31 protein-coding genes and 1 tRNA gene are annotated in these 23,588 nt (G+C 34.8%); 27 read left to right on the top strand and 5 right to left on the bottom strand.

The window, feature by feature from the left end; translation table 11 throughout:
• Positions 1-6 precede the first annotated feature (6 nt).
• The 23 genes from rplP (at position 7) to prfA (ending at position 12,213) form a co-directional block, all read left to right on the top strand.
• Entirely contained in the window at positions 7-474 is a 468-nt protein-coding gene (gene rplP, locus HA151_RS08425) for a 50S ribosomal protein L16 (protein WP_209106999.1), read from the top strand.
• Complete coding sequence (rpmC, locus tag HA151_RS08420; RefSeq protein ID WP_209106998.1) at positions 471-689, top strand: 50S ribosomal protein L29; 219 nt, start codon at positions 471-473, stop codon at positions 687-689. Before rplP ends, rpmC begins: the two co-directional genes overlap by 4 nt.
• 11 nt (positions 690-700) lie before the next feature.
• Positions 701-967 carry a 30S ribosomal protein S17 gene (gene rpsQ / locus HA151_RS08415; protein ID WP_209106997.1) on the top strand — a complete coding sequence of 89 codons (267 nt, stop codon included), beginning with the start codon at positions 701-703 and terminating at the stop codon, positions 965-967.
• Complete coding sequence (gene rplN, locus HA151_RS08410; RefSeq protein ID WP_002807235.1) at positions 964-1,329, top strand: 50S ribosomal protein L14; 366 nt, start codon at positions 964-966, stop codon at positions 1,327-1,329. Before rpsQ ends, rplN begins: the two co-directional genes overlap by 4 nt.
• Positions 1,330-1,686 carry a 50S ribosomal protein L24 gene (rplX, locus tag HA151_RS08405; protein ID WP_209106996.1) on the top strand — a complete coding sequence of 119 codons (357 nt, stop codon included), beginning with the start codon at positions 1,330-1,332 and terminating at the stop codon, positions 1,684-1,686.
• A 74-nt stretch (positions 1,687-1,760) separates the two neighbouring features.
• Positions 1,761-2,300, top strand: a complete 540-nt coding sequence (gene rplE, locus HA151_RS08400; protein ID WP_011819160.1) for a 50S ribosomal protein L5 — start codon at positions 1,761-1,763, stop codon at positions 2,298-2,300.
• Positions 2,301-2,309: 9 nt separating this feature from the next.
• Entirely contained in the window at positions 2,310-2,711 is a 402-nt protein-coding gene (gene rpsH, locus HA151_RS08395; RefSeq protein WP_032525066.1) for a 30S ribosomal protein S8, read from the top strand.
• 12 nt (positions 2,712-2,723) lie between these two features.
• Positions 2,724-3,263, top strand: a complete 540-nt coding sequence (rplF, locus tag HA151_RS08390) for a 50S ribosomal protein L6 (protein ID WP_209106995.1) — start codon at positions 2,724-2,726, stop codon at positions 3,261-3,263.
• 15 nt (positions 3,264-3,278) lie between these two features.
• Positions 3,279-3,647, top strand: coding sequence for a 50S ribosomal protein L18 (gene rplR, locus HA151_RS08385; protein ID WP_209106994.1), 369 nt, complete (start codon positions 3,279-3,281; stop codon positions 3,645-3,647).
• Positions 3,648-3,659: 12 nt separating this feature from the next.
• Positions 3,660-4,280 (top strand): 30S ribosomal protein S5, encoded by a 621-nt coding sequence (rpsE, locus tag HA151_RS08380; RefSeq protein ID WP_025938706.1) that lies wholly within the window; start codon positions 3,660-3,662, stop codon positions 4,278-4,280.
• A 5-nt stretch (positions 4,281-4,285) separates the two neighbouring features.
• Complete coding sequence (gene rplO / locus HA151_RS08375) at positions 4,286-4,744, top strand: 50S ribosomal protein L15 (RefSeq protein ID WP_209106993.1); 459 nt, start codon at positions 4,286-4,288, stop codon at positions 4,742-4,744.
• Between the two features lie 29 nt (positions 4,745-4,773).
• The gene (secY, locus tag HA151_RS08370) at positions 4,774-6,093 is read left to right on the top strand and encodes a preprotein translocase subunit SecY (RefSeq protein ID WP_209106992.1); all 1,320 of its coding nucleotides are present in this window, start codon (positions 4,774-4,776) and stop codon (positions 6,091-6,093) included.
• The gene (locus HA151_RS08365; RefSeq protein WP_209106991.1) at positions 6,093-6,641 is read left to right on the top strand and encodes an adenylate kinase; all 549 of its coding nucleotides are present in this window, start codon (positions 6,093-6,095) and stop codon (positions 6,639-6,641) included. Before secY ends, HA151_RS08365 begins: the two co-directional genes overlap by 1 nt.
• Before the next feature lie 44 nt (positions 6,642-6,685).
• On the top strand, positions 6,686-6,802 hold the full coding sequence (rpmJ, locus tag HA151_RS08360) for a 50S ribosomal protein L36 (RefSeq protein ID WP_075537754.1): 117 nt from the start codon (positions 6,686-6,688) through the stop codon (positions 6,800-6,802).
• A 40-nt stretch (positions 6,803-6,842) separates the two neighbouring features.
• On the top strand, positions 6,843-7,208 hold the full coding sequence (rpsM, locus tag HA151_RS08355; RefSeq protein ID WP_209106990.1) for a 30S ribosomal protein S13: 366 nt from the start codon (positions 6,843-6,845) through the stop codon (positions 7,206-7,208).
• Between the two features lie 44 nt (positions 7,209-7,252).
• Positions 7,253-7,645, top strand: coding sequence for a 30S ribosomal protein S11 (rpsK, locus tag HA151_RS08350; protein ID WP_209106989.1), 393 nt, complete (start codon positions 7,253-7,255; stop codon positions 7,643-7,645).
• A 53-nt stretch (positions 7,646-7,698) separates the two neighbouring features.
• Complete coding sequence (locus HA151_RS08345; RefSeq protein ID WP_209106988.1) at positions 7,699-8,637, top strand: DNA-directed RNA polymerase subunit alpha; 939 nt, start codon at positions 7,699-7,701, stop codon at positions 8,635-8,637.
• A gap of 14 nt (positions 8,638-8,651) precedes the next feature.
• Positions 8,652-9,002, top strand: coding sequence for a 50S ribosomal protein L17 (rplQ, locus tag HA151_RS08340; RefSeq protein ID WP_209106987.1), 351 nt, complete (start codon positions 8,652-8,654; stop codon positions 9,000-9,002).
• A 39-nt stretch (positions 9,003-9,041) separates the two neighbouring features.
• Positions 9,042-9,848, top strand: coding sequence for a tRNA pseudouridine(38-40) synthase TruA (gene truA / locus HA151_RS08335; protein ID WP_209106986.1), 807 nt, complete (start codon positions 9,042-9,044; stop codon positions 9,846-9,848).
• 115 nt (positions 9,849-9,963) lie between these two features.
• Positions 9,964-10,395, top strand: coding sequence for a 50S ribosomal protein L13 (rplM, locus tag HA151_RS08330; protein ID WP_209106985.1), 432 nt, complete (start codon positions 9,964-9,966; stop codon positions 10,393-10,395).
• A 10-nt stretch (positions 10,396-10,405) separates the two neighbouring features.
• Complete coding sequence (gene rpsI, locus HA151_RS08325; protein ID WP_011819147.1) at positions 10,406-10,816, top strand: 30S ribosomal protein S9; 411 nt, start codon at positions 10,406-10,408, stop codon at positions 10,814-10,816.
• A gap of 13 nt (positions 10,817-10,829) precedes the next feature.
• Positions 10,830-11,090 carry a 50S ribosomal protein L31 gene (gene rpmE, locus HA151_RS08320; protein ID WP_209106984.1) on the top strand — a complete coding sequence of 87 codons (261 nt, stop codon included), beginning with the start codon at positions 10,830-10,832 and terminating at the stop codon, positions 11,088-11,090.
• Between the two features lie 28 nt (positions 11,091-11,118).
• Positions 11,119-12,213: a peptide chain release factor 1 gene (gene prfA / locus HA151_RS08315; RefSeq protein ID WP_209106983.1), complete on the top strand. Its 1,095-nt coding sequence runs from the start codon at positions 11,119-11,121 to the stop codon at positions 12,211-12,213.
• A gap of 12 nt (positions 12,214-12,225) precedes the next feature.
• On the opposite strand, the gene HA151_RS08310 is transcribed toward prfA, so the two are convergent.
• Complete coding sequence (locus HA151_RS08310; RefSeq protein ID WP_209106982.1) at positions 12,226-12,783, bottom strand: HNH endonuclease; 558 nt, start codon at positions 12,781-12,783, stop codon at positions 12,226-12,228.
• A 17-nt stretch (positions 12,784-12,800) separates the two neighbouring features.
• Here HA151_RS08310 and alr point away from each other — a divergent pair, with 17 nt between their 5' ends.
• Positions 12,801-14,000 carry an alanine racemase gene (gene alr, locus HA151_RS08305; RefSeq protein WP_209106981.1) on the top strand — a complete coding sequence of 400 codons (1,200 nt, stop codon included), beginning with the start codon at positions 12,801-12,803 and terminating at the stop codon, positions 13,998-14,000.
• A 61-nt stretch (positions 14,001-14,061) separates the two neighbouring features.
• Positions 14,062-14,150 (top strand) — tRNA-Ser (locus HA151_RS08300).
• 191 nt (positions 14,151-14,341) lie between these two features.
• On the opposite strand, the gene HA151_RS08295 is transcribed toward HA151_RS08300, so the two are convergent.
• The 4 genes from HA151_RS08295 to cobJ form a co-directional block, all read right to left on the bottom strand.
• Positions 14,342-14,491, bottom strand: a complete 150-nt coding sequence (locus tag HA151_RS08295; RefSeq protein ID WP_197049586.1) for a hypothetical protein — start codon at positions 14,489-14,491, stop codon at positions 14,342-14,344.
• Positions 14,492-15,375: 884 nt separating this feature from the next.
• A complete protein-coding gene (locus tag HA151_RS08290) occupies positions 15,376-15,687 on the bottom strand; it encodes a TM2 domain-containing protein (protein ID WP_209106980.1) in 312 nt (103 codons plus the stop codon).
• Positions 15,688-15,913: 226 nt separating this feature from the next.
• A complete protein-coding gene (locus HA151_RS08285; protein ID WP_209106979.1) occupies positions 15,914-16,702 on the bottom strand; it encodes a TIGR01548 family HAD-type hydrolase in 789 nt (262 codons plus the stop codon).
• Between the two features lie 90 nt (positions 16,703-16,792).
• Positions 16,793-18,595 (bottom strand): precorrin-3B C(17)-methyltransferase, encoded by a 1,803-nt coding sequence (gene cobJ, locus HA151_RS08280; RefSeq protein WP_209106978.1) that lies wholly within the window; start codon positions 18,593-18,595, stop codon positions 16,793-16,795.
• A gap of 333 nt (positions 18,596-18,928) precedes the next feature.
• On the opposite strand from cobJ, the gene psaA reads away from it, so the two are divergent.
• Entirely contained in the window at positions 18,929-21,232 is a 2,304-nt protein-coding gene (gene psaA, locus HA151_RS08275; protein WP_025889445.1) for a photosystem I core protein PsaA, read from the top strand.
• A 27-nt stretch (positions 21,233-21,259) separates the two neighbouring features.
• The gene (gene psaB / locus HA151_RS08270) at positions 21,260-23,488 is read left to right on the top strand and encodes a photosystem I core protein PsaB (RefSeq protein ID WP_209106977.1); all 2,229 of its coding nucleotides are present in this window, start codon (positions 21,260-21,262) and stop codon (positions 23,486-23,488) included.
• The last annotated feature ends 100 nt before the right edge of the window (positions 23,489-23,588 follow it).

Here is a 23,588-nt window from a genome sequence, read left to right as displayed (position 1 = left end):
ATAAAAATGCTTAGTCCAAAACGCACTAAATTTCGTAAACAACATAGAGGCAGAATGAGGGGAGTTGCCTCAAAAGGTAATACTATTGCTTTCGGTCAATTTGCTCTCCAAGCTCAAGACTGTGGTTGGGTAACTGCACGTCAGATTGAGGCAAGTAGACGAGCTATGACAAGATATATAAAACGTGGAGGTCAAATCTGGATAAGAATTTTTCCTGATAAACCTGTAACCATGAGACCTGCCGAAACTAGAATGGGTTCTGGTAAGGGTAATCCAGAGTTTTGGGTTGCAGTTGTAAAACCAGGCAGAATACTTTTTGAAATGGGTGGTGATGATATCACTGAGGAAATTGCAAAGGAAGCTATGCGTCTTGCGCAATACAAACTTCCTGTAAAAACAAAATTTATATCCATTGATAAAAATCAAGAAGAAGCAAAAAATAGTAAAAAATCTCAAGAGGAGGTTAAACAATGAAAAACTCAGAGTCTCTTAAAGAATTTAAAAAATTAAATTCTGATCAAATTTCTGAAAAGATTGACCAATTACGAAAAGATCTCTTTGATTTGAGATTCAAGCAAGCTACGAGACAGCTCAATGAAACTCATAAATTTAAAATCATCAAGAAACAAGTTGCGCAATTACTAACTCTCAGTAAAAGTCAATCTGCTTCTAAAACTACTTCTGATTAATTATTTTAGTTATGGCACTTAAAGAAAGAATTGGTACTGTTGTCAGCGACAAAATGGACAAAACAGTTGTTGTTGCTGTTATTAACAGATATCCACATCCCACTTATAAAAAAATTGTAAGTAGAACTACTCGATACAAGGCGCATGACCCCGAAAATTCATGTGTTTTAGGTGATAGAGTTAAAATTAGAGAAACCAGACCTCTGAGCGCTCATAAAAGATGGGCAATAGAAGAGATCCTTAATAAAACAACTGAGGCAAAGGAGGTAAAAAAATGATTCAACAAGAAACATATTTAACAGTTGCTGATAACAGCGGTGCAAAAAGACTTCAATGTATTAGGGTCTTAGGTTCTAATAGAAGATACGCTCATGTCGGAGATGTAATAGTAGCAACTGTTAAAGATGCTCTTCCTAATATGGGAGTTAAGAAATCTGAGGTTGTTAAAGCTGTCATTGTTAGAACAAAAGCAACATTAAGAAGAAATACTGGTAATTCAATCAGATTTGATGATAATGCTGCCGTTTTGATAAATGAGGATAAGAATCCAAAAGGTACTAGAGTTTTTGGTCCTGTGGCTAGAGAACTGCGGGATAAAAATTATACTAAGATTGTTTCTCTTGCTCCGGAGGTAATTTAAATGCTGGATTCATTAAAACAAAAAAAGAATTTCCAAAAAATTAAAATGAGAATCAAAACTGGAGATTTAGTAAAAGTAATTAACGGAAAGGAAAAAGGCAAAACTGGCGAAGTTTTAAAAACAATCCCTCTTGAAAATAGAGTAATAGTTAAGGGAATTAACCTTAGGACAAAACATGTAAAACCAACACAGGAAGGAGAAAGTGGAAGAATACTTACAGAAGAAGCATCTTTACATGCATCAAATGTAATGTTTTTTTCGAAGGATAAAAATCTTACAAGTAAGATTGAGTACTTTATTGATAAAGAGGGGGTTAAGAAAAGAAGATTGAAGAAAACTGGTGAAGTAATTGATTAATTTTTCATCAGAAACCAGATTTCAACTTTTTCTAATTTATCAATTCTGACAAAGACCAGAATTAACAAAAAATTATGACTCTAAAAAATCGCTACAAAGAATCAATAAGACCAAAACTTTTAAAGGACCTTGGTCTTAAAAATATTCATCAAGTACCTAAAGTTGTCAAAGTCAACGTTAACAGAGGTCTTGGTGAGGCAGCTTCAAATTCGAAAGCTCTAGAAGCCTCTTTAAACGAAATGGCAACAATTACAGGACAAAAGGCCCTCGTCACTAGGGCTAAAAAAGCTATCGCGGGTTTTAAAATTCGTGAGGGCATGCCGATAGGTTGTACTGTTACTTTGAGAGGAGATAGGATGTATTCCTTTTTGGAGAGATTTATAAATCTTGCTTTACCAAGAATAAGAGACTTCAGAGGAGTTAATCCAAAAAGTTTCGATGGGAGAGGGAATTATACCGTTGGAGTGAAAGAACAATTGATTTTTCCTGAAATCTCTTTTGATAAAATAGATTCAATAAGAGGTATGGATATAACTATTGTCACTAGTGCAAAATCAGATCAAGAAGGTAAAGCTCTTTTGCAGGAGTTAGGAATGCCTTTTAGTAAGAATTAAATTAAAACTATGTCAAATCACGATCCTATTTCAGATATGCTTACTCGAATTAGAAATGCGAGTCAAAAAAAGCATACAACCACAACAATCCCAGGTTCAAAAATGTCCTTAAGTATCGCCAAAGTGCTTCAAAAGGAGGGATTTATTTCTGATATTAATGAGGAAGGTGAAGGTTATAAATCACAAATAATACTCGGCCTCAAATATAGTGGTAAAAACAAATTTCCTACTATCCGATCTATGCAAAGAGTTAGTAAACCTGGTTTGAGAGTATACAAAAATACTAGAGGTTTACCAAAAGTTCTTGGAGGTCTTGGAGTTGCCATAATTTCAACTTCTAAAGGCGTTATGAGTGATCGTGATGCTAGAAAGCAAGGCATTGGCGGCGAAGTCCTCTGCTATGTTTATTAAGGAGAATTAATTATGTCAAGAATCGGAAAAACACCAGTACTTATTCCAGAGAAAGTTACAGTTGATTTTGATGGATTAACAGTTACAGTGAAAGGCCCAAAGGGTGAATTAAAACGTCTCATGCCTGAGGGAGTTAGTTTTGATAAGAAAGATAATACTGTTGTCGTAAGTCCTACTACAACCAAAATATATTCAAAGCAGAGACATGGTTTATGTAGAGCCTTAATTGCGAATATGGTTGAAGGGGTTACTCAAGGTTTTTCAAAGAAACTAGAAATTGTTGGAGTTGGGTCGAGAGCGCAAGTAAAAGGTAAAAATCTAGTTGTAAGTGCAGGATATAGTCATCCTGTAGAAATGATCCCCCCTGATGGTATAACATACAAGGTTGAGAGTAATACAAACGTTACTGTATCTGGAATTGATAAGGAAATTGTTGGCAATGAGGCAGCAAAAATCAGATCAATTAGACCTCCAGAACCATATAAAGGTAAAGGAATTAAATACCATGATGAGAGAATTCTCAGAAAAGCTGGTAAATCTGGCAAAAAATAATTCCAATTAAAAAAAATGACCAAACTTTCCAGGAAATTACAAACCCAAAAAAGACATAGAAGATTAAGGAGATTCTTAATTGGAGATGCAACGCGTCCAAGATTGTCTGTTTTTCGCTCTAATAACCATATTTATGCCCAGGTTATAGATGATAGTGCTCAAACAACCATTTGCTCAGCTTCAACTGTTGATAAGGAACTAAGAGAAAAATCTGATAAATTACCTTCTGATTGTAATTCTTCTTCCATTGTTGGGAAATTATTAGCAAAGAGAGCGATAAAAAAAGGTATTAAGCAAGTAATTTTCGACCGTGGAGGTAATTTATATCACGGCAGAGTAAAGGCACTTGCAGATGCTGCTCGTGAAGCTGGCCTAGAATTCTAATTTATTTTTACTATGACTGACACTCCAACAAAACAAGAAATTCAATCCAAGAACGATAACGTTCCTGGAGCTATGCCTGTTGAACAAAAAAAGAATAATCGTAATGATCGAAAAAGAAATAAAAGAGGTGACTCAAAAAATCTTGAGAGAGATTCTGACTGGCAAGAAAGAGTTGTTCAAATTCGACGAGTTTCTAAAACTGTTAAGGGTGGGAAAAAAATGAGTTTTAGAGCAATAGTTGTTGTAGGTAATGAGAAGGGTCAAGTTGGAGTTGGAGTCGGTAAAGCAGGAGATGTAATTGGTGCGGTGAGAAAGGGAGTTTCAGATGGGAAAAAGAATCTTGTTAGGGTTCCTTTAACTCCAAATAACTCAATACCAACTTTATCTAAAGGTAGAGACGGTGCTGCTAATGTACTTATTAGGCCAGCTGCACCAGGTACAGGAGTAATTGCTGGTGGTTCAATTAGAACAGTTTTAGAATTAGCGGGCATAAAAAATGTCTTAGCTAAAAGATTAGGTAGTAAAACACCTTTGAATAATGCAAGAGCTGCCATGGTAGCTCTTTCACAATTAAGAACACACAAATCTGCCTCAAGGGAGAGAGGAATCTCACTTGAACAGCTCTATTCTTGAAAATTATGACTTCAACATTAAATACACTTAAATCAAACTCTGGCTCTAGAAAGAAAAAGTTAAGAAAAGGTAGAGGTATTGCTGCGGGTCAAGGTGCTTCATGTGGTTTTGGAATGAGAGGTCAAAAGTCACGTTCTGGGAGACCTACACGTCCAGGTTTCGAAGGTGGGCAAATGCCTTTATATAGAAGAGTTCCAAAATTAAAGCACTTTGAAATAATTAATCAAAAGAATTTTTCTATTATAAATTTAAATAAATTAAATGATTTCAAAGATAACGATACTGTTAATTTAGATTCACTAGTCAAAAAAGGATTGATCTTTAAGCCAAAATTTCCTTTAAAAATTCTTGGTAACGGAAAGGTTAATGTAAAATTGACAGTCCAAGCTCATGCATTCACGAAAGCTGCAAAACAAAAAATTGAGGACGCAGGTGGGTCTTGCGAGCTTATCGGTAAAAAATAAATTTACTAAAAAATTTAGGTAAGTTCAAAATGTTTGTTAACAAAAGTAGAAATCCTAGCGCTTCTGAAATACTTTCCCAATTATTTTTAAATAAAGAGCTTAGAAGCAGAGTTTTAACAACTTTAGGTCTTCTTCTTTTAGTAAGACTTGGTATATATATCCCAATGCCAGGTATCGATAGAGTTGCTTTTAAAAGTTTTATCGATCAAGGGGGGCAATTAATAGGTTTTTTAGATATTTTTACTGGCGGAGGAATTTCTACCCTAGGAATATTTGCATTAGGCATACTCCCCTTTATCAATGCATCAATTATTATTCAGCTTCTAACTGCTTCATTGCCTGTTCTTGAAGATTTACAAAAAAATGAGGGAGAAGCGGGTAGAAGAAAAATTGCTCAAATAACTAGATATGTTTCTTTAGGCTGGGGTTTTTTACAGAGTATTATTTTCTCATTAATTCTTAAACAATATGCAATTCAGGGGATAAGTGAAACCACATTTGTGTTGCAAACCTCCATAGCATTAGTAACTGGATCAATGTTGGTGATGTGGTTCAGTGAAATTATTACAGAGAAAGGAATAGGACAAGGCGCTTCACTGGTAATTTTTTTGAATATTGTCTCGACTTTGCCAAAGGCTTTAAGCTCAACTATTGAAAAAGCTCAAACTGGTGATCGAGGAGATGTTTTAGGTATAGCAGTTTTACTTGGAGTGTTTTTGTTAACAATTATTGGAATAATTTTTGTCCAAGAAGGAGCGAGACGTATACCTATTGTTAGTGCAAAAAGACAAATAGGAAATTCAACATTGCTTCCTACGAGGCAAAGTTATCTACCCTTGAAATTAAATGCAGGAGGAGTAATGCCAATTATATTTGCATCTGCTTTAATTTTTTTACCTATAACCATTGCGAACATTACGGGCAATCCAGTCTTAATTAAATTGGCTAGTAGTTTAAATCCCGGATCTTCAAATCCATGGCCGTATGCTCTTACTTTTTTTTCATTGATTTTAGGATTCTCCTATTTTTATGCATCTCTTACAATTAATCCAGTTGATGTAGCGTCAAATTTAAAAAAAGGAGGAGTGGCAATCCCAGGAGTTAGGCCAGGAACTAATACAGCGAAATACCTATCAGGTATACAAAATAGGTTGACATTATTAGGAGGATTATTTCTTGGTTCGGTTGCTATAATCCCAGCCGCAGTAGAAAGAGCAACAAATGTTCAGACTTTTCAAGGCTTAGGAGCAACTTCATTGCTTATTCTTGTAGGAGTGGCTATTGATACCTCTAAGCAAATTCAAACTTATGTTATTTCTCAAAGGTATGAGGGACTAATTAACAATTAATGAAAAAACATATATTATTTTTAGGTGCGCCAGGAGCGGGAAAAGGGACTCAGGCGGAATTACTAAGTCAATCCAATTCTTATTTGCACCTTTCTACAGGTGAATTATTAAGAAAAGAAATTGAAATGGATACTTCTCTTGGTAAACAGGTAAAGGATATTATTAACAAAGGAAAACTGGTTAGCGATGACCTTGTTTTGAAAATAGTAAGACAAAATCTAGATAATAATAACAAAGGTTGGATTCTAGATGGCTATCCAAGAAATTTATCTCAAGCAAATTCATTGAACCAGGTTTTAATTGAATTAAATCAACCTTTAGAAATAGTTTTCTACTTGGATATTCCAGAAGAAGTTTTAATAAAGCGTTTGCTTCTAAGAGGAAGAAAAGATGATACTGAAGAGACTATTAGAACAAGATTTGATATTTATAAAAAAACTACAGAACCATTGATTAAATATTTCAAAGATCTTTCATTGCTAGAGTATATTGACGCTGATAGAGATTTTAAAACTATTTCCTCTGAAATTAAACAAAAAATGGCTTGATGATGATGTAGAATAAAGAACTAGCGTTTTATTTGCAAACCCCCATGAAGGTCAGATCTTCAGTCAAAAAAATTAGTCCTGACGATCAGATCGTGAGGAGAAGAGGTAAAATCTTTGTTATCAACAAGAAAAGACCTCGCAATAAACAGCGTCAGGGTTAAATTACAACCCATTAAATAAACTTTTACTTACTCAAAACAAGTGGCTAGGATTGCAGGAATTGACATACCTCGCGAAAAGCGAGTTGAAATTGCTCTTACGTACGTTTATGGAATTGGTTTAACAAGATCAAAGCTAATTCTTGAAAATACGGGTGTTAACCCAGACACTCGTGTCAAAGATCTTTCTGATTCTGATGTGCAAAAACTTAGAGGTGCTACAGAGGATTTCACTTTAGAAGGAGATTTGAGAAGAAAAGAGGGAATGGCCCTAAAACGCTTACAAGATATCGGTTGTGTGAGAGGAAGGAGGCACAGAATGAGCCTTCCGGTTAGAGGCCAAAGGACTAGAACTAATGCAAGAACAAGAAGGGGTTCAAGGAAAACAGTTGCTGGAAGAAAAAAATAATTAATTAGTTTTACTCACTATTTCCAGTATTAAATTTATTCATCATGGCAGCTACAGTAAAAAAAACAGGTTCGAAGAAATCTAAGCGTAATATACCGAATGGTGTAGTGCACATTCAAAGTACATTCAATAATACTATTGTCTCAATTACCGATAATTCCGGACAGGTAATTTCTTGGTCTTCCGCAGGCGCAAGTGGATTTAAAGGCGCTCGTAAGGGTACACCCTTTGCAGCTCAAACAGCAGCTGAAGCTGCAGCTAGGAGAGCACTTGATCAAGGAATGAGACAAATAGAAGTTTTAGTAAGAGGGCCAGGCTCAGGTAGGGAAACGGCCATAAGAGCTTTACAAGTGGCCGGATTAGAAATAACTCTAATAAGAGATGTAACTCCATTACCTCATAATGGATGTAGAAGACCTAAACGAAGACGCGTTTAGTTCTTAACCATTCTCCAAACCCCCAAAAAAACTTTTAACCTTTATTTTTTTCCGTGTTGCAATACCAGATTGACAGAATCGACCATCAAATAGCAGATGATCGCTCCCAAACAGGAACATTTTTAATTGGCCCTCTAGAAAGGGGACAAGCTACAACCTTGGGTAATTCGCTTAGAAGAGTCCTTATGGGAGGACTTGAAGGAAGTGCAGTGACCGCAGTTAGAATAGCAGGAATCAACCATGAATATGCAACTATTCCTGGCGTAAGAGAAGACGTTTTAGATATTCTTCTCAATTGTAAGCAATTATCAATTAATAGTTCTAATCCAGAGCTTGAAATTGGCAGGCTAGTTGCAACTGGTCCAATGGAAGTGAAGGCGAATGATATTCAATTCTCTTCTCAAGTTGAGATTGTTGATGGTGAAAAACCGATTGCTACTATTCAGGCTGGTCATAACTTAGAACTAGAAATCCATGTAGAAAGAGGTATAGGATATAGACCGGTCGATCGCAAGAATGAAGAGACAACTGCTATTGATTTACTTCAAATAGACGCTGTATTTATGCCAGTAAAGAGAGTTAATTTTACGATTGATGAAACTGCTGTAGCAGAGGGCGGAACTGGTAGAGAAAGATTAAAAATGGAAGTTGTGACGGATGGCTCAACAAGCCCTGATGATGCCATTGCTGAAGCTGCAAACCAGTTAATAGAACTTTTTCAACCTCTAGCAACTGTTACAATGGTTGAGGAAATTCCAGAAGAACCTGAACCATCTCCTGAAGCTCAAATTCCCCTTGAGGAACTAAACTTGTCCGTTAGAGCATATAATTGTCTAAAAAGAGCACAAGTTAACTCAGTGTCAGATTTAATGGGTTTTAGTTATGAAGATCTTCTTGAAATTAAGAACTTTGGCTCTAAATCTGCAGATGAAGTTATTGAAGCTCTTGAGCGCATAGGAATTTCTATTCCACAAAGCAGAACTTCTGTTTAACAATTTTTAAGATTATGAGACACCAACTTAGAATTCCATTATTGAGTAAACCTGCTGACCAAAGGAAAGCACTTTTAAGAGGTTTGACTACACAATTAATTAGGGAAGGTAGAGTTACGACAACAAAAGCCAGAGCAAAAGCTTTAAGAAATGAGGCTGAAAGGATGATTTCTCTAGCTAAAGAGGGTAGTTTATCTTCTAGGAGAAGAGCAATAGGATATATTTATGATAAGAAATTAGTTCATTCATTATTTGAAAAAGCAAAAGAAAGATATGGAGATAGAAAAGGTGGCTATACACGCATAGTTAGAACAATCTCTAGAAAAGGTGATAATGCTCAGATGGCTATAATTGAGCTTGTTTAAGTTAGTTACTTAAGGGTCTTTTTTATAAGAAAATAACTTTTGAAAAGGGTAGCTTTACTAATCCAATACGATGGATCTAATTATTCAGGTTGGCAAAGACAAAAAAATGCAATCACTGTACAAGAAATTTTAGACAAAGCTCTCTTAAAGATTACAGAACATACAGTAAAGACTTTTGCTGCTGGCAGGACTGATGCTGGGGTTCATGCATCAGGTCAAGTAGTACACTTTGATGTAGATTGTGTTATGCCGGCGGGCAGTTATTCTAATGTCTTAAATAATCTTTTACCATCAACAATTAGGATCTTGGAATCAGTTGAGGTTAAAGATAATTGGCATGCATGTTATTCAGCAATGTATAGACATTATCGATATGTTATTAATAATAGTAAATTCCCGAACTTGTTTATCAATAATTGGTCATGGCATAGATATCAAAAAGAATTAGATGAAGTTTTAATGTTAAATGCATCCAAGAGAATGGAAGGTGAGCATGATTTTTTTGCTTTTCAGAAAAGTGGAAGTAACAGGACAAACTCTATTACGAATATAAAAAATATAGATATTAAGAGAGTAGAAGATTTAATTTTAGTAGATATTAAAGCTTCTGGTTTTCTGTATGGAATGGTTCGTTTAATTGTTGGTCAACTAGTGTTAGTTGGAGAAAAAAAAATATCGCCAGAAATTTTTACAGATAGATGGGTAAACAAAAAGAAAAATGATGTTAAAGAATCTGCTCCAGCTAAGGGGTTATGTTTTGTAAATGCTGTTTATGAAGAGAGTGTTTTTAAAAAGGTTAACAAAAATGATTTTTTCCCTGTATTTTTAATTAAGGGTTTTTCTTAAGTAAAGTTTAATTGAGCGAATTTTTTGAATAAAACATTCAATACTGTTGTTTAATAATCCTCCGATAAGGTAGAATTTAATACTAACTTTAAATTTATTTGTATAGATTTGGTAAATGAATAAAACAATTACTCCACCTTTAGAAACCATTGAAAGAAATTGGTTTTTGGTTGATGCAAAAGATAAAACACTTGGGAGACTCGCTACAGAAATTGCGACTGTATTGAGAGGTAAAAATAAACCAACATTTACTCCTCATTTAGATACTGGAGATTTTGTCATTGTGATAAATGCTGAAAAAGTTGAGGTAACAGGTAAAAAAGCATCACAAAAGTTGTATAGAAGACATTCTGGAAGACCAGGAGGAATGAAAACTGAAAAATTTGAGTCTCTGCAAGAGAGAATTCCTGAAAGAATCATCGAGCAAGCTGTAAAGGGCATGCTGCCTCATAACTCTTTGGGAAGACAGCAATTTACAAAATTAAAAGTTTATAAAGGTCCTGATCATCCTCATGCTGCTCAGAATCCTGTATTATTAAATAGTTGAATTTATCAAAATGAATAGTCAAATAAAAAACAAAGCTGTTTATTGGGGGACTGGAAGAAGAAAAACTTCAGTAGCTAGAGTTCGCTTGATTCCAGGGAATGGACTAATAAAAATTAATGGTCGTTCTGGCGATGATTATTTAAACTTTAATCCTTTGCACTTAAATTCAATAAAAGCACCTTTGCAAACATTGGGCCTTGAAAATTCTTATGATATTTTGGTTAATGTTTTTGGAGGTGGATTGACTGGTCAAGCAGACGCTATCAAGCAAGGAGCAGCAAGAGCACTTTGCGAATTATCTCCTGACAATAGGAAACCACTCAAAACTGAAGGCCATCTCAGTAGAGACCCTAGAGCTAAGGAAAGAAGAAAATATGGTCTTAAAAAAGCAAGAAAAGCTCCTCAATTCTCTAAACGTTAAAGGAATTTAAATCATGCCAAAATCAGAAATTCATCCAAAATGGTATCCAAATGCAAAAGTTATTTGTAACGGTGAAGTCGTTATGACTTGTGGTTCGACACAACCTGAATTACATGTTGATGTATGGAGTGGTAATCATCCCTTCTTCACTGGAACTCAGAAAATTCTTGATACAGAAGGTAGGGTTGATAGGTTTATGAAAAAATATGGAATGGGTTCAGCTAATTCAGCCACATCAAAAGAGCAAAAAGAAGAAAAAGACTCTAAAAAATAAAACTTTCAAAAATTAAGCACAATTTCAATTGGAATACTCAACATTAATTGCAAGGTTGAAAACTGCTTCAGAAAGTTTTGAAAATTTGGAAGTGCAGCTTGCAGATCCGGATATAGCTAATGATCCAAAAAAATTAGAATCAATAGCAAGAGAAAGGTCAAAATTGGAACCTTTGGTTATAGATTTTAATAAGTTGCTTGATACTGATAAAGAGATCGAAGATTCAAAAAATCTACTAAAAGAGAATAGAAATGACAAAGAAATGGAATCTTTGATTAATGAGGAGTTAATAAATTTAGAAGAATGTAAGAATGAACTGATTCAAAAAACAACTATCGCATTATTGCCAAAAGATCCAAGAGATGAGCGAAGTGTTATGTTGGAAATCAGAGCTGGTGCTGGAGGGAACGAGGCTTGTATCTGGGCGGGTGATTTAGCAAGAATGTATGAAAGATATGGACAAAAAATTGGATGGTCTGTAAAACCTGTTAGTGCTTCCGAGTCAGATATGGGAGGATTTAAGGAGTTAGTCATTTCCGTTAAGGGAGATTCTGTATATAGTCAACTTAAATTTGAGGCTGGCGTACATAGAGTCCAAAGAGTTCCAGCCACTGAATCTCAAGGTAGAGTCCATACCTCTACTGCTACAGTGGCTGTTATGCCTGAGGCTGATCCTGTAGAGGTTAAGATTGATCCAACTGATTTAGAGGTTGGAACAGCAAGATCAGGAGGTGCAGGGGGACAAAATGTTAATAAGGTGGAGACAGCTATTGATCTTCTCCACAAGCCTACAGGAATAAGAGTTTTTTGTACTCAAGAGAGATCACAATTGCAAAATCGCGAACGAGCAATGGAAATTTTAAGAGCTAAATTATATGAAATTCAATTAAAAGAAGCTAATGCAAAAGAGAGATCACAAAGACTTTCCCAGGTTGGTACGGGTGATAGGAGTGAAAAAATTAGAACTTATAATTTTAAAGATAATAGGACAACTGATCATAGATTAGGTTCTAATTTTTCACTAGAGCCAATTCTTGCTGGGCAATTGGACGAAGTAATTGATGCATGCATAGCTCAAGAACAAAAAAGAATGATGGAAGATTTTAATAACGAAGTAAATTAAGATTTTATTTTTTTAAATTGCAACTCCTATTACGTATTTACTCCATTCTTTATGTCTGCCAGAGTCAATTTGTCTGGTAGCCTCAAAATTGAGATTACTAAGTGGACGATAAGGCTTTCGTTTTAGAGGCATATTTGCCTCTTCTGGGGTTCTGTTACCTTTTTGTACATTACATCTGAGACATGCTGTAGTTACATTTTCCCAGTTGTCAGTTCCACCTCTGCTTCTCGGCAAAACATGATCTATTGATAGGTCACTACCCCTGTAATTACAGTATTGGCAAGCATTATTATCTCTCAGAAGAATATTTTTTCTTGTTAAAGAAACCTCTCTAAATGGTACTTTTACGTAATAACGAAGTCTTATAACTGTCGGCAATTTTGTTCCGCTATGTATTGAATAAGATTTATCTTCCTCTAAGCTTTCTGCTTTACCTTTGATCATTAAAATGACAGCTCTTCTCCAAGAAGTGATGTTTAAAGGTTCATAAGATGCATTTAAGACTAGAGTCTGGCCCATGCCAAAATAGGAATTACATGTCATGCTAACTGTATATTTCAATAAGCGCATTTATTTGTGCAAATTTAATGCAAATTCGGCAAATTAATCAGGGATTTAATTTTGATAAATATCCAACTTTTAATCAAGATATAAATCCAAAACAAAGAGCATGGATAGAGGTTAAAGGCAAAGCACTTGAAACAAATGTAAAGCAGTTAAGAAAAAAGCTAAGTAAAAATTGTCAATTTATGGCGGTTGTCAAAGCTGATGGATACGGTCATGATGCAAAAGTAGTTTCTGACTACGCTATTAAAGGTGGAGCTTCGCAATTAGGGGTTGCTACTTTAAAAGAGGGGATTAAGCTTCGTTCTTTTGGAGTTAAAAAACCAATTCTTATTCTAGGAAATCTTTATACAAAAAGAGATTTAATAATAGCTTTTAAAAATGATCTTATGCCAACTATCAGTAGTATAAGAGAGTGTTTAATTTGCAATAATATCGGGAAGAACGTTGGGTTGAAATTTTCCTTACATCTTAAGGTTGATACCGGAATGTCAAGATTAGGATTCGAATTAAATAAATTTGTACAGCAATTTGAAAAGATTATATCTTTTGAGAATATTTCAATAGAAGGAATATATAGTCATTTATCTTCTGCAGATGAAAATAACGTACTTGATCCTAAAAGTGTTACTCAATTACAAAGACTGAAGTTTAATAAATTATTAAAGCAGATTAATCTTGATAGAAATAATAAAATTAAGATTCATTTGGCTAATTCTGCGGGAATGCTTCTTAACAAAGATTTTCATTATCACATGGTACGTGTTGGGCTTTCTATGTATGGATACTGTCCAATAGCCAAAATAGATAAAAATTTATCACTCAAACCAGCTTTATTTTTGAAAGTTAAAGTAGCTTTTATTAGGATTATTGAACCTGGTGTAAGTGTAAGTTATGGAGGAAACTTTGTAAGTAGTAGAAGAACAAAGTTAGCTGTATTAAGTATTGGTTACGCAGATGGAGTTCCAAGAAATCTTTCAGGCAAGATAAAAGTCCTTCATAATAAAAAATTTTATCCCCAAGTTGGATCTATAACTATGGATCAAATGATGGTGGACATAACAGGTTCAAATGAAATTAGAATTGGTAGTACGATGTTATTACTAGGATCTGACGGAGACAAAACAATTTCTCCTCTTGAATGGGCAAGAAAATCTAATACTATCCCGTGGGAAATTCTTTGTTCTTTTAAAAATAGATTACCGAGAGTTCAAGTTGATTAGACATTTCGATTAAATAAAAAATTTTGAATGTTTGCAAAAAAATTGATAATGTATAAGAACTGGAGAGGTGGCTGAGTGGTTGAAAGCGGCTCCCTGCTAAGGAGTTACAGGAGGTAACTTTTGTCGAGGGTTCGAATCCCTCCCTCTCCGTGATTATTAGGTGTCAGAAGAATTCATAGAATCCCAGAATTAAGTTATACCAGTTAATTAGAAGAAAATAGTAAGTCAGGTATATTCACACAATATCACGGAAATTAAGTATAAGGGTGTAGGAAATGGGGTAGGAAATGAAATAGATGGGTGTAGGAAATCATCATTAAGCAACTTCAGTACAACTATTTTCAATATGCAAATTGATGATTTTTGTACATTTTCCTGTAATCATCATGCAATCTTTCTGTTGCTAGTCTTCTTTTTTTCATTGCGTCTCTAATCAAATCCATTTCATTGAATTTTCGATTGAGAATAGTGAAAGGAGTAATGAGTTTCATAAGACCTCCTATATCTACACTTATATTGTCCTCCTTTTTACTTGAAATTCATAGGGTATTTCTACCCGAGTATTAGTGCTTTGTGGTTGTCACGACTATCTTTTGCCATGAATTAGGAGTAAAAATAATTCAGGAGTCAAAGCACTTCCCCGACTTTGTAGACAAGGAAGTGAATAAGACTCGAAGAGGGCAAACAAATGCCCTCTTATTTTATTTTTAGGCAACTTCAGGACACCAACCTTCCCGAAGTTCTCTTCTCTTTACCCAATATTTGCATCCTTTTATAAGATGATCGCCTTTCATGTTTATAAGGATTAGTAATTTGTATCAGTCGCAGGACCTTTAAATCTGGGATTATTGTTTATCTTCTGCCTTTTCCGAATGGAGGTGGAGGTTTGAGCATTCCACCGAATAAAACTCTTTCGAGTGTCGTAAGTATTAAATTGTTTTATCCCGTTTGTATGCATATAGTATAGCACTAAACTTCAATCGTGTCAGCCCTTTTGGGCGAATTTGAGGTCTATTCATAGGGGGTAGGAAATAGGGTAGGAAATACCTTAAATGCCTACTTTTCCCTTCCATATGGTGTCATTTAATTCCATATTGATTCACTCTGAAAGACTCCCTCTCCGTCCTAATTGGTTGTCTGAGAAAACCTGCGGTTGCTAAGAATATAGAAAATTAAGTAACAACAATGAAAACTGATAATTTTGAATGTTTGAGTTTGCCTCTCAATGACATAGATTATCAAAAAAAATGTTGTGAGGGATGTTGTGAGGCTAATATTTTTTTAGCCTTTAATTTTTACAGTGAAGAGAATCCTTTTGAGTGAATTTGTTTTGAGGAGGATTAAATTTAATCATTATTTTTGAAAATTATATCTATTATCTCAGCATTTCTATTTCTTTGAAAATATCTTGTGCAAGTCGATAATTGTAATTATTGACGGTATTTTTCATAAAGAAACATTCTATTAAAGCAATTATTGAAGGTATAAATGTCCAACAAAATAATAAATAAAGCACTCCAGGAACTATTTCGCTTAACCAGAACTTATGGATACCAAACCCGCCAACAAATAAAGCTAAAAGCACTCCAGTTGAAACAGTTTTCTTTTGCCTTTCGTATTTGTAGTTAAATGTATTTTTTTCGTTTTCAGAGAGTTGTTTTTGCAATTCGATTATACGAAAATCCATTTTTAGAAGAATTTTTATAATTTTAATTTTAGCTTTGTAATTTTTGCAATATATAACTTCAGATAAACACTTTGTTTTTGAAAAAAATCAAAAAATTTTGTTGTGAATAATGTTGTGAGAACGATTCATAATACTTATTTTCCTCTGCCTAGCGTTGCCAAATATTTTTAGTCAGATTTCCTCCTTCTACGTATTTAAAAAGAAAAATCTTTTAAATTATATTTTTTTAAAATAGAGCAAGATTAATAGATTTTAGTTCATTAATAGAATTTAGAATTAAGTCAGCACCTGCATCTTGTAGATTTTTTTCGTATGCAATACGTTCATTTAATCGAGATTTTAAATGTAAATGAGGAGGTGCTATTCCAATACTTATGAATTTCTGAGATGGTATTTCCTTTCTAGCGTTTATAACTGTATTTATGTCTGCAATAGTATCTCCTACATATGCAATGGGAATATTTGATTCGCCAAGTTTATCTCCAATAAGCTTTTTTGATAAGTTAATAAAACCTTGAGGGTCAGGCTTGTCAGGGGCATCTCCCATAGATATTAACGGTGGTGATATTAGTCCAATTCTTTTTTCTAAAATAAATTTTGCAGAAGCGGACTCTGCACCACTAACAAAACCCCATATTATTCCATTGTTTTTTAATAAATCAAAAAACTTTTTATCAACTAATAACTCTTCATTGTTTATATATCCAGACCAATATTTACTATCTTTATTTGGATCTCCACCAAAGTAAAACTCTTCAAAACATTTTACTATTTCCTCTCTAAGAGGAATTTTAAGGTTTAAGTTATCTTTTTTTATACATCTTTTTATAAGTTCTAAACTTAAATCCCAGTCATTATTCCAGATCCCCTCATTTTTTGCATTATCAATATCTAGATAACTAGGCTCCCATCCGGAAAATTTGTAAACTGTTTTTTTTAATGAAAGTCTGTAACTATTTTCTACGTTTCGGATTACTCCATCTATGTCAAACAAAATTAAACCAATATTTTTCAATTAATTTTCTTAAATCATTATTATAAAAGATTAGTGTTCTTATAAAAAAAAAGCAAAGAAAAAAATTCAACAGATAATTTATTATTTAACTTAATTTTGTAAATATCCTCTTGGAGTAAGATATATTCCATCTACTAATGTGGTTTGAGAATTCCCAATAATTATTATTGATAACATATCTATTTCTTTAATAGGGATATCGTTTAAATTAAAAAATTTTTTTGATTGATTTTCTCTACCTACTTGTCTAGCTATTAAAACGGGGGTATTTCCTGGCCTAGATTTTAAACATTTATCAATAACACTTTTTAGCTGCCAATTTCTCTCAACTGATTGAGGATTAAATAAAGCTATAACAAAGTCACCCAGGAGAGCTCCCTCAATTCTTTTTTCGATTAAAGACCAGGGAGTTAATTTATCGCTTAAGCTTATTGAACAAAAGTCGTTTGTTAATGGTGCTCCACTAAGAGCAGCCGCTAATTGAACACTACTTATTCCAGGATGTACTTCAAAGTAAGGTCTATATCTTTTTTTGATTTTTTGAAGAAACTCTAAAAGTAAACCTGCCATTCCATAGAATCCAGATTCACCTGAAGAAATTAAAGCTACTTTTATTCCTTCTTCAGCAAGTTTAATAGCTTTAATGCATCTCTCCTTTTCCTCAGTAAGTTTACTTTCAACTAAAACTTGGTCACTCCTTTTTAGGGGCTTAATCAAATCTAAATACATCTTATATCCAATCCAAACATTACATCTTGAAAGTGCTTTTTTTGCATTATTGGTTAGGAAGGAGATATCACCAGGTCCGCTTCCAATAATATGTATTTCGCCATGGGTTGGTTTATATTGATTTTTTGATTCTGCTACAGCGATAGTTACTGCTCCAGATTGATTTTTAAAAATTCTTTTTTCTTCTAATAATTTTGATTCTTCTCCTGCTGCGAGTAAGCAAGAGGCTTCTGCTACAGAAGGTGTGCCAATTTCCTTTTGCACGACATTTGATGGATTTGGAACAATTATTTTTGAAAGATCTTCTTTACTAAAAAATTTTATAGGCAAGTTTTTTTCTTCAGTAAGTTCTAAAATTCCTATCTCATCTTTTTTAATATCAATAGTTGCAAATCCCGCAATTGATTGCTGTGATAAATTTCTTGACTCAAAAAAATTATTTAAAGAATTTGCTATTAATTCTTTGCTTGTATTTCTTTCACAACCAATGCCAATCCATAATACTGGCGGATGCCAAGTTGTTTCATGATTTTCGAATATACTTACGTGAAAAGTTGAATCTTTTTTTTCGGTCTCTTTTTCATCAATTTTATTAATAATCTCCCCTGACTCTGAAGTCCTCCATAAGCAATTTCCAGATAATTGTTTGCAAAATATTTCTTCGTTTTTAGCTTGTTTAATTACTAGTTTTGACCAATCCTTTATGTTGCCAGATCTTTTCCATCCCCATTGATTCCCAAATGCATCAAGATTTAAGAAGCGTTGATCGTTAGAGTTATTAGTTTCTATTATTTCGCCACCAAGTAAATTAGCAATTTGATATGCAATATTTTGCGAATTTGACTGATGTAATCCAATTAAAGGAATTATCTTGGAACATTTGTTATCTATAACAATTACACCTGGATCTTGTTCTTTAGAGGTTAAAAAAGAATTTATTATTCGTATTGATGCAGCAATTGAGCCTATAAAAATTATTAAATCTATCTCCGGCCATTTTTTAAGTAAGATTTCCCTAGGTTTTTGTACTTGGATAAGTTCATTTTCTTGTCCATCATCTTTTGAATAACCTGCAATATATATATTTTCGATAAATTCGGTTTTTTTTAGTCTTATTAAAATTTCTTTCGAGTTATTAGATAGACCTATAGCAATTCCTTTCAAATCAGAAACTATTGACAGTTACCTTGAAATTATATCCTGTCGCTGGATTTAAAAATTTTCTTTGAAATATAAAAAAAAATTTAAGAAATTTATATAAAATTTGAGTAAAAATACCCATAATTTAGTCATAGACTAGAATTTAACAAAATATTCATATAGTAACAATCATTAGAACATTTGTTACGTTAATGCATAACGAAAGAATCTTTGCCTTATTATTTTTGAAACGAATATCTAAAGTTCCGAGGGATTCGTTTTCTTGAACATTATCATTAAAAATAAGTTCAAGTTCCGATCAATCGGCTTTAATGTCAATTATTTTCGAGGTGCTAGATGACCATCAGCCCACCAGAAAGTGGAGAAAAAAACAAAAAAGTTTTGGAAGATCCTGTTAAGGCCGATCCAAGACCTATTGATTTTGCCAAATTAGATAAGCCAGGTTTCTGGTCAAGTAAATTATCTAAAGGTCCAAAAACTACAACTTGGATCTGGAATTTGCATGCTGATGCACATGATTTTGATGTGCATACAGGTGATGCTGAAGAAGCAACAAGAAAGATCTTTTCAGCTCATTTTGGGCATCTTGCAGTCATTTTTATTTGGATGAGTGCTGCATTTTTCCATGGAGCGAGATTTTCTAATTATTCAGGTTGGTTAGCTGACCCAACTCATGTCAAACCAGGAGCTCAGCAAGTATGGGCAATTGTTGGCCAAGAAATGCTTAATGCTGATCTAGGCGCTAACTACAACGGTATTCAAATCAGTTCTGGAATATTCCACATGTGGCGAGCATGGGGAATTACTAACGAGAGTGAACTGATGGCTTTAGCAATAGGTGCTGTAGTAATGGCTGCACTTATGCTTCATGCCGGAATTTTTCATTATCATAAAGCAGCTCCAAAAATGGAGTGGTTCCAAGATATTGAGTCTATGCTTAACCACCATATAGCTGGTTTAGTAGGACTAGGATCTTTAGCTTGGGCTGGCCATTGTATTCATATCGGAGCTCCTACTGCAGCTCTCTTAGATGCAATTGATGCAGGTTCACCTTTAGTCATAAATGGAAAAGAAATAGCTACTATTGCTGATATGCCTATGCCGCATCAACTCTGTGATCCTCAAATTATCGGTCAGATTTTTCCAGGGTTAGCAAGTGGTACAGGTAATTTCTTTAGTTTAAACTGGTTAGCTTTCTCAGACTTCCTTACTTTCAAAGGTGGACTTAACCCTGTGACAGGAAGTTTATGGATGACTGATGTTTCGCATCATCATTTAGCTTTTGGTGTAATAGCAATTATTGGTGGTCATATGTATAGAACCAATTACGGTATTGGTCATAGCATGAAAGAAATATTAGATTCACAGCAAGGAGACCCAATATTATTCCCTGCTCCTAAAGGTCATCAAGGTCTTTTTGAGTTCATGGCAGAAAGTAGACATGCCCAGCTTGCTGTAAACCTAGCAATGCTGGGATCAATAAGCATACTTGTATCTCATCATATGTATGCGATGCCTCCATATCCTTATATTGCTACTGACTATATGACAGTTCTTGGATTATTTACCCATCACATGTGGATTGGTGGATTATTCATAGTGGGAGCTGGCGCTCATGCTGGAATTGCAATGGTTAGAGATTACGATCCTGCAAAACATATTGATAATGTACTAGACAGAATTCTCAAAGCAAGAGATGCATTAATAAGTCACTTGAACTGGGTATGTATGTGGTTAGGCTTCCATAGTTTTGGACTCTATATTCACAACGATACTATGAGAGCTTTGGGTAGACCCCAAGATATGTTTAGTGATTCTGCAATCCAACTTCAGCCAATTTTTGCTCAATGGGTTCAGAGTATTCAAGCATCTGCTGTTGGAACTTCTCTTTTAGCAGGTACTGCAGAAGCTTTACCTCACAAAGCTTTAAGTGAAGTTTTTAATGGAAGTTTAGTGGAAGTTGGTGGAAAGGTTGCTATAGCTCCAATTCCATTAGGAACAGCTGATTTAATGATTCATCATATTCATGCTTTCCAAATTCACGTAACTGTTTTGATACTTCTCAAAGGAGTACTTTATGCAAGAAGTTCAAGGTTGATCCCTGATAAAGCTTCTTTAGGTTTTAGATTCCCTTGTGATGGTCCTGGAAGAGGTGGTACATGTCAAGTTTCTTCATGGGATCACGTATTCTTGGCTCTTTTCTGGATGTATAACTGTTTATCAATAGTTATTTTCCACTTCTCTTGGAAAATGCAGAGTGATGTATGGGGACTTACTGGTGGTAATTTCGCGCAAAGCTCCATTACTATTAATGGTTGGTTAAGAGATTTCCTTTGGGCTCAGGCTTCTCAAGTATTAACAAGTTATGGTCAATCCATAAGTATGTATGGTTTGATGTTCTTAGGAGCTCACTTCATTTGGGCATTTAGTTTAATGTTCCTCTTTAGTGGAAGGGGATATTGGCAAGAATTATTTGAATCAATTGTTTGGGCACATAATAAACTTAAAGTTGCTCCAACCATTCAACCAAGAGCTTTATCTATCACACAGGGTAGAGCAGTAGGTGTAACACATTTCCTTGTCGGTGGTATAGCTACCACATGGGCTTTCTTCCATGCTCGCCTTTTCGGCCTGGGCTAATTACCTGAACTTCACCTTTTTAATTCAATGGCAACAAAATTTCCATCATTTAACCAGGGTCTAGCTCAGGACCCTACAACCAGACGAATATGGTACGGAATCGCTACCGCTCACGACTTTGAAAGTCATGATGGTATGACCGAAGAAAAGCTTTATCAGAAGCTTTTCTCTACACATTTTGGTCATCTGGCAATAATCGCCCTCTGGGTGGCTGGTAACTTATTTCATATTGCTTGGCAAGGTAACTTCGAGCAATTTGTACTTGATCCAACCCACGTTCGTCCTATTGCTCATGCTATATGGGATCCTCATTTTGGATCTGGTATCACAGAAGCAATGACACAAGCTGGAGCTAGTGGTCCAGTGAACATAGCTTACTCAGGTCTCTACCATTGGTGGTACACAATTGGAATGAGAACTAATGAGCAACTCTTCCAAGCTTCAATCTTCATGAGTATTTTGGCTTGTTGGACTCTATTTGCAGGTTGGTTACACTTACAGCCAAAATTCAGACCTTCTCTAGCTTGGTTTAAAAATGCAGAGTCAAGATTAAATCATCATTTGGCTGTCTTATTTGGGTTTAGTAGTATCGCCTGGACAGGTCATTTGGTCCATGTTGCAATACCTGAATCAAGAGGACAGCATGTAGGTTGGGATAACTGGTTAACAGTCCTTCCGCACCCTGCAGGTTTAGCTCCTTTCTTTACTTTAAACTGGGGAGCTTATGCCCAAAATCCTGATTCTTTAGATCAAGTATTTGGAACAACTGAAGGAGCTGGAACAGCAATCTTTACTTTCCTAGGTGGTCTTCATCCTCAAAGCGAAGCATTATGGCTTACAGATATTGCGCATCACCATATTGCGATTGGAACGGTTTTTGTAATTGCTGGTCATATGTACAGAAATACCTTTGGTATTGGTCATAGCCTTAAAGAAATTACAGAAGCTCATAATACAAGACACCCTAATGATCCTCATAAAGGTAGTTTCGGAATTAACCATGATGGAATATATGAAACTGTAAATAATTCATTACATTTCCAACTTGGGCTAGCATTAGCATCACTTGGTGTAGCAACTTCTCTTGTAGCGCAACATATGGGTGCACTTCCCTCTTACGCTTTTATTGCAAGGGACTACACTACCCAATCTGCTTTGTATAGTCATCATCAGTACATAGCCATGTTCTTGATGGTTGGTGCATTTGCGCACGGAGCTATTTTCTTTGTAAGAGATTACGATCCAGAATTAAATAAAGACAATGTATTAGCAAGAGTTCTTGGAACAAAGGAGGCTTTGATAAGTCACCTTAGTTGGGTAACAATGTTGCTTGGATTCCATACTCTAGGAATTTATGTTCATAACGATGTTGTTGTAGCTTTTGGTAATCCTGAAAAGCAGATTTTAATTGAGCCAGTATTTGCTCAATTTGTTCAAGCTGCTCAAGGTAAGATGATGTATGGTTTTAACGCTCTACTATCTGATCCTACAAGTTCAGCAAGTCTAGCTGCTAATTCATTACCAGGGAATCATTACTGGATGGATCTGATCAATAGACAAGATGCCTTAAGTGCTTTCTTACCTATCGGTCCTGCAGATTTCTTAGTTCACCATGCCATCGCTTTAGGTCTTCATACAACCGCTTTAATACTCATCAAAGGTGCACTTGATGCTAGAGGAACAAAATTAATTCCTGATAAGAAAGATTTAGGTTATGCATTCCCTTGCGATGGACCTGGACGTGGAGGTACTTGTGATAGTTCATCTTGGGATGCCATGTACTTAGCTATGTTCTGGGCATTAAATTTACTGGCATGGGTAACTTTCTACTGGCATTGGAAACATCTAGCAATATGGCAGGGTAATGTAGCACAATTTAATGAATCAGGAACTTATCTAATGGGTTGGTTCAGAGATTATCTCTGGTTAAACTCTGCTCAACTGATTAACGGATATAATCCATTCGGAGTAAATTCCTTATCTCCTTGGGCTTGGATGTTCTTATTCGGTCACTTGGTTTGGGCTACTGGTTTCATGTTCCTAATATCATGGCGTGGTTACTGGCAAGAATTAATTGAAACATTAGTTTGGGCACATCAGCGTACTCCAATAGCTAATCTTGTTGGCTGGAGAGATAAGCCAGTTGCACTCTCAATCGTTCAAGCTAGATTAGTTGGACTAGCACATTTTACGATTGGAAACATTCTTACATTCGGTGCATTTGTTATTGCATCCACTTCAGGTAAGTTTGGTTAAATTCTTATTAAATAATTTAAATCACCACTTTTGTGGTGATTTTTTTTGTTTAATTTTAATGTTCTAAATTAAGTTAAAATTACATAAATATTATCAAATA

This window comes from Prochlorococcus marinus XMU1419 (assembly GCF_017695955.1).
GTDB lineage: Bacteria > Cyanobacteriota > Cyanobacteriia > PCC-6307 > Cyanobiaceae > Prochlorococcus_A > Prochlorococcus_A marinus_AD.
This window is presented reverse-complemented; position numbering and strand designations above follow the sequence as displayed.

What these genes read in the sequence shown, in the direction of transcription:
- rpmC (WP_209106998.1), top strand. Translation starts at nt 471, where the DNA reads ATGAAAAACTCAGAGTCTCTTAAAGAATTTAAAAAATTAAATTCTGAT.
- HA151_RS08290 (WP_209106980.1), bottom strand. Translation starts at nt 15,687, where the DNA reads ATGGATTTTCGTATAATCGAATTGCAAAAACAACTCTCTGAAAACGAA.
- HA151_RS08295 (WP_197049586.1), bottom strand. Translation starts at nt 14,491, where the DNA reads ATGAAACTCATTACTCCTTTCACTATTCTCAATCGAAAATTCAATGAA.
- rpsH (WP_032525066.1), top strand. Translation starts at nt 2,310, where the DNA reads ATGTCAAATCACGATCCTATTTCAGATATGCTTACTCGAATTAGAAAT.
- alr (WP_209106981.1), top strand. Translation starts at nt 12,801, where the DNA reads ATGCAAATTCGGCAAATTAATCAGGGATTTAATTTTGATAAATATCCA.
- rplM (WP_209106985.1), top strand. Translation starts at nt 9,964, where the DNA reads ATGAATAAAACAATTACTCCACCTTTAGAAACCATTGAAAGAAATTGG.
- HA151_RS08365 (WP_209106991.1), top strand. Translation starts at nt 6,093, where the DNA reads ATGAAAAAACATATATTATTTTTAGGTGCGCCAGGAGCGGGAAAAGGG.
- rplF (WP_209106995.1), top strand. Translation starts at nt 2,724, where the DNA reads ATGTCAAGAATCGGAAAAACACCAGTACTTATTCCAGAGAAAGTTACA.
- rplP (WP_209106999.1), top strand. Translation starts at nt 7, where the DNA reads ATGCTTAGTCCAAAACGCACTAAATTTCGTAAACAACATAGAGGCAGA.
- rplE (WP_011819160.1), top strand. Translation starts at nt 1,761, where the DNA reads ATGACTCTAAAAAATCGCTACAAAGAATCAATAAGACCAAAACTTTTA.
- rplQ (WP_209106987.1), top strand. Translation starts at nt 8,652, where the DNA reads ATGAGACACCAACTTAGAATTCCATTATTGAGTAAACCTGCTGACCAA.
- rpmE (WP_209106984.1), top strand. Translation starts at nt 10,830, where the DNA reads ATGCCAAAATCAGAAATTCATCCAAAATGGTATCCAAATGCAAAAGTT.
- rpsE (WP_025938706.1), top strand. Translation starts at nt 3,660, where the DNA reads ATGACTGACACTCCAACAAAACAAGAAATTCAATCCAAGAACGATAAC.
- rpsK (WP_209106989.1), top strand. Translation starts at nt 7,253, where the DNA reads ATGGCAGCTACAGTAAAAAAAACAGGTTCGAAGAAATCTAAGCGTAAT.
- rplO (WP_209106993.1), top strand. Translation starts at nt 4,286, where the DNA reads ATGACTTCAACATTAAATACACTTAAATCAAACTCTGGCTCTAGAAAG.
- rpsI (WP_011819147.1), top strand. Translation starts at nt 10,406, where the DNA reads ATGAATAGTCAAATAAAAAACAAAGCTGTTTATTGGGGGACTGGAAGA.
- rplX (WP_209106996.1), top strand. Translation starts at nt 1,330, where the DNA reads ATGCTGGATTCATTAAAACAAAAAAAGAATTTCCAAAAAATTAAAATG.
- psaA (WP_025889445.1), top strand. Translation starts at nt 18,929, where the DNA reads ATGACCATCAGCCCACCAGAAAGTGGAGAAAAAAACAAAAAAGTTTTG.
- rpsQ (WP_209106997.1), top strand. Translation starts at nt 701, where the DNA reads ATGGCACTTAAAGAAAGAATTGGTACTGTTGTCAGCGACAAAATGGAC.
- rplN (WP_002807235.1), top strand. Translation starts at nt 964, where the DNA reads ATGATTCAACAAGAAACATATTTAACAGTTGCTGATAACAGCGGTGCA.
- rpmJ (WP_075537754.1), top strand. Translation starts at nt 6,686, where the DNA reads ATGAAGGTCAGATCTTCAGTCAAAAAAATTAGTCCTGACGATCAGATC.
- psaB (WP_209106977.1), top strand. Translation starts at nt 21,260, where the DNA reads ATGGCAACAAAATTTCCATCATTTAACCAGGGTCTAGCTCAGGACCCT.
- rplR (WP_209106994.1), top strand. Translation starts at nt 3,279, where the DNA reads ATGACCAAACTTTCCAGGAAATTACAAACCCAAAAAAGACATAGAAGA.
- secY (WP_209106992.1), top strand. Translation starts at nt 4,774, where the DNA reads ATGTTTGTTAACAAAAGTAGAAATCCTAGCGCTTCTGAAATACTTTCC.
- HA151_RS08310 (WP_209106982.1), bottom strand. Translation starts at nt 12,783, where the DNA reads ATGCGCTTATTGAAATATACAGTTAGCATGACATGTAATTCCTATTTT.